This window comes from Frankia sp. CeRuru1 (genome assembly GCF_977966315.1).
Window position 1 is genome coordinate 1 of record NZ_CDWWEW010000394.1, and the last position, 4527, is coordinate 4527.

Annotated in this window: 2 protein-coding genes and 1 pseudogene; 1 reads left to right on the forward strand and 2 read right to left on the reverse strand. The window is 72.5% G+C overall.

Features of this window, described 5'->3' with window-relative positions:
- Positions 1 to 1274: pseudogene (locus tag AC08OP_RS21140) on the reverse strand (MFS transporter); the annotation flags it as partial.
- An 83-nt stretch (positions 1275 to 1357) separates the two neighbouring features.
- Between AC08OP_RS21140 and AC08OP_RS21145 the strand changes: the two are divergent.
- A complete protein-coding gene (locus AC08OP_RS21145; RefSeq protein ID WP_476615775.1) occupies positions 1358 to 2251 on the forward strand; it encodes a DUF3027 domain-containing protein in 894 nt (297 codons plus the stop codon).
- A gap of 71 nt (positions 2252 to 2322) precedes the next feature.
- Here AC08OP_RS21145 and purL read toward each other — a convergent pair.
- Positions 2323 to 4527: phosphoribosylformylglycinamidine synthase subunit PurL (gene purL, locus AC08OP_RS21150; RefSeq protein WP_476615777.1), on the reverse strand; the 2205-nt coding region annotated here is incomplete at its 5' end.

Below are 4527 nucleotides of genomic sequence, written 5' to 3' on the forward strand. Positions count from 1 at the left end.
GAACTGGGCGCGGGCGGCCAGCCGGGACCGGCGCAGCGCGCCGGCCTCCACGAACAACGTGATCCCCATCGCCGCCGCGGCCACCGCGAAGCCGACCATCCCGGGCATCTCGATCAGTCCGAGGCCCCCGCCGGCGACCCAGGCCAGCTGCAGACCGGTCTCAGAGCGGGCGAACGCGGAGTTGCGGGTGGTCTCCGGGATGTCCCGCTGGATGATCGCGTCCAGCGCCAGCTTCCCCATCGACCCCGCCATGGACGCCAGCAGCGCGGCGACCAGCGAGGTGAACTTGGTGTAGGTGATCGCCGCACCGAGGCATCCCCTGCCGCCAACACCAGCGCGAGCATGAGGATGCCCTCGGGGCGGCGCCGGCCGAGCCGGCCGCCGATGAGGACTCCCAGGCCGCTGCCGGCGCCCGCGCAGACCGCGAGCCCGCCCAGCCACAGGTTGTTCCCGCCGTTGGTGCGCAGGAGGAACACCAGATAGAACGTCAGGAAGCCGACCAGACTGCGTAGCACCAGGGCGGCGCGCAGCGCCACCGGCAGCGTGCCGAGGAACGCCCGGATCCACGTCCCGACACCGCGCCGGGCCACGCTTGAGGGAAGCGGCCCGCGCAGTGGCTGCTCACCGGCGGCGGAGTCGACGTGCCCGGGCAGGTTGAACGCCAGTAGGACCCCGGCCATGTAGACGAGGGCACAGATCCGCAACACCCAGGGATAGCCGACGAAAGGGATGTTGGCGATGCCCAACCCGACGGGTGCCACGACCGCCCCGGCGACGATGTTGACCAGCGAGATCCGTGAGTTGATCGTGACGAGCGTGAGTTCCGCCGGGGCCACCCGGGGAATGACGGCGCTGCGCGCGACGCCGAACCCGCGGGAGAGCACGAGCAGGCCGAGCGCGAGGGGGTAGACGGCCAGCCCGTCGAGCGCCCCCGCGAGCTGCCACGCCAGCAGCCCGCGGCCCAGGCAGATGGCGGCGAGCGCCGTCCGCCGGCCGTAGGCCACCCGGTCCAGCAGCGGACCGATGACCGGCGCCAGCAGGGCGAACGGCACCATGGTGACCAGTAGGTAGAGGGCGACCTTCGACCGGGCCTCGCCGGATGGGACGGCGAAGAACAGCGAACCCGCCAACGCGACGGTCACCAGCGCGTCCCCGGCGGCGTTGACGAACGACAGCTCCGTCAGCGACGACAGCCCCGACCGGTCGGCGTCATTGCCGCGCACACTCGCCCGCAGCCGGCGCAGGCTGTTCACCACTGTGCTGCCCAGGTTCACCCTGCCCAGTGTCCTCGTCTTGGACCGGCGCCGTCCTGGACCGGCGCCACTACGACCACGTCGGGCGGTGGGAGGGTTCGTGGGTGAGAATACTTCCCGTGGATGCTCCCGATGTTCGTAGGACGGTCCGGTCCGGGCGGGAACCCGTGGCCGATCCGACCTGTGCGGCCGCCGTCGACCTGGCCCGGCAGGCGGCCGTCGAGGAGGCGGGGTCCGCGGCGGAGGTCGGTGAGCATCTCGGCGTCGAGAGCGAGGGGGACCGCCTCGCCCTGCACCGGTTCGCCTGCCTGTCGCGGGCCTACCCCGGCTGGGTCTGGACGGTGATCGTTACCCGAGCCGCGCGGGTGCGCAAGGCGACGGTCGACGACGTCGTGTTGATGCCCGGGGACGGGGCCATGCTGGCGCCCCCGTGGGTCCCCTGGTCGGAGCGGCTGCGGCCGGGCGACGTCGGCGTCGGGGATCTGTTGCCGACCGCCATCGACGATCCTCGGCTCGCGCTGCGCACAGAAGACGCCGAGGAGTTCGCCGACACCGACGTCTTCATCGAGCTCGGTCTGGGGCGGGCCCGGGTGCTGTCCGTGACCGGGCGGGAGGAAGCGGTCGAACGCTGGTACGCGGGTCCCGCCGGCCCGGGCGCATCCATCGCCAAGGTGGCGCCCGCATCCTGCCTGACCTGCGGATTCCACGTGCGGCTCGCGGGTGCGCTCGGCCGGATGTTCGGCGTCTGCGCCAACGAGCTCGCACCGGACGACGGCCGGGTCACGTCGATCGACCACGGCTGTGGGGCGCACTCGGAGGCACTGGTGGCTCCTTCGGCGCATCCCGAACCCGTCCTGTTCGACGAGGACCCCTCCGACCTGGAGCCGATCGACGTCGAGCTGGTGGGCGTGGCCGCCCATCCGCCGGGTTCGGTGGACGACAACGGGGCGGGCGAGACCGCGGACGGCCCGGGACCGGAGCCCTACGGCCACTCCTGACCGGCCTCGCCCGCCGACGCTGGGACTTACTTGGATTTATCCGGACGTACTCGGCTCGGACGTACTCGTGTCTAGGTGAGCCGGCCGAACAGCGCCGGCAGCGTTCCCTCGTGCGCCGCGCGCAGCTCGTCGAGGCCGACGGTGAAGGCGTCCTGTACGTCGAGGGTGTCCCCGTTGACGACACCGACGCGCCGCCACGGCAGCCCCCGCACCTCGCACATGCCGGTGAAGCGCAGTTCCTCCGCGCGGGGCACCGCGATGACGGCGCGGCCGGCCGACTCGCTGAACAGCTCGACGAACGGGTCTGATCCGGCCGGCAGGATGATCCGGGCGCCGTGCCCGCCGCGCAGGCACGACTCGACGAGCGCCTGGGCGAGCCCACCGTCGGAGAGGTCGTGCGCGGCGGTGAGCATGCCGTCGCGGGAACCGGCGACGAGGATCTCGCCGAGCAGCTTTTCCCGGGCGAAGTCGACGGCCGGCGGCTCGCCGCCGAGATGGCGATGCGTCACCCACGCCCACTCCGAGCCGCCGAATTCGTCGGCGGTGTCGCCGAGCAGGATCAGGACGTCTCCCTCCTCGGCGAAGCCGATGGGCGTCCGGCGAGTGACGTCGTCGAACAGGCCGAGCACCCCGATCACCGGGGTCGGATGGATCGGCGTCGAGCCGGTCTGGTTGTAAAACGAGACGTTGCCGCCCGTCACCGGGAGGCCGAGCCGCCGGCAGCCCTCGGCGAGGCCCGCGCACGCCTGGGCGAACTGCCACATCACCTCGGGATCCTCGGGGGAGCCGAAGTTCAGGCAGTTCGTCACCGCGATCGGCACCGATCCGGTGGCGGCCACGTTGCGGCACGCCTCCGCCAGGGCGAGCTGGGTGCCGGCGAACGGGTCGAGCCGTGCGTACCGCCCGTTGCCGTCGGTGGCGAGCGCGATCCCCAGGCCGGTGGCCGCCGACAGCCGGAGCACGCCCGCGTCCTCCGGCTGGGCGAGCACGGTGCCCGCCTGCACGTACCGATCGTACTGGTCGGTCACCCAGGCCCGCGAGCACAGGTTCGGGGAGGCGACCAGCCGCAGCAGGGTCTCCCGCAGCTCCGGCCCGGTCCGTGGCCGGGCGAGCCGGGCGGGCGTGGGCGCGTCCGCCCGGACCAGGTCGAAGTCGACCGGGCGGCGCAGAGGGCGCTCGTAGACCGGGCCATCGTCGGCGAGTGATCCGGGCGGAACGTCGACGACGACCTCGCCATGCCAGCGTACGGTCAGCCGACCGCTGTTGGTGACGGTGCCGATCCTGGTCGCGAGCACACCCCAGCGCTCGGCGAGGGCGAGAACCTCGGGCAGCGCCTCGGGCGTGACGATCGCCAGCATGCGCTCCTGGGACTCGCTCGCGAGGATCTCGTGCGCCGCCATCGACGCCTCGCGCAGGGGCACGAGGTCGAGGTCGACCTCCATGCCGCCGGGCTGGCCGGTGGCGATGCCCGCGGCGGTGGTCTCGGTCAGCGCGCAGGTCAGCCCGGCGCCGCCGAGATCCTGGATGCCGGTGACGAGCTTGCGGTCGAACAGCTCCAGGCAGGCCTCGATCAAGATCTTCTCGGTGAACGGGTCGCCGACCTGCACCGAGGGCCGCCGGGCCGGGCCGCCGCCCTCGTCGAAGGTCGCCGACGCCAGTATCGAGACGCCGCCGATGCCGTCCCGGCCGGTCTTGGCGCCGAGCAGGACGACGGCGTTGCCGACCCCGGTCGCCGCCGACGTCTGCACCCGATCGACCGGCATGACCCCGACGCACAGGGCGTTGACCAGCGGGTTACCCGCGTAGGTCGGGTCGAAGACGACCTCGCCGCCGATGGTGGGCAGGCCGAGGCAGTTGCCGTAGCCACCGATGCCGGCGACGACCCCGGGCAGGACCCGGGCGGTGTCCGCAGCGTTGGCCTCGCCGAAGCGCAGCGGGTCGAGCACGCCGATCGGGCGGGCCCCCATGGTCAGGATGTCGCGGACGATGCCGCCTACACCCGTCGCGGCCCCCTGGTACGGCTCGACGAAGCTGGGGTGGTTGTGCGACTCGATCTTGAAGGTGACCGCCAGCCCCTCGCCGACGTCGACGACGCCCGCGTTCTCCCCCATGCCCACCAGCAGCCGGTCCGTCGACGGGGTATCCCGGAACTGCCGCAGATGCACCTTGGAGGACTTGTAGGAGCAGTGCTCGCTCCACATCACCGAGTACATCGCGAGTTCGGCGTCGCTGGGCCGGCGACCGAGGGTCGCGATGATCAGGGCGTACTCGTCGTC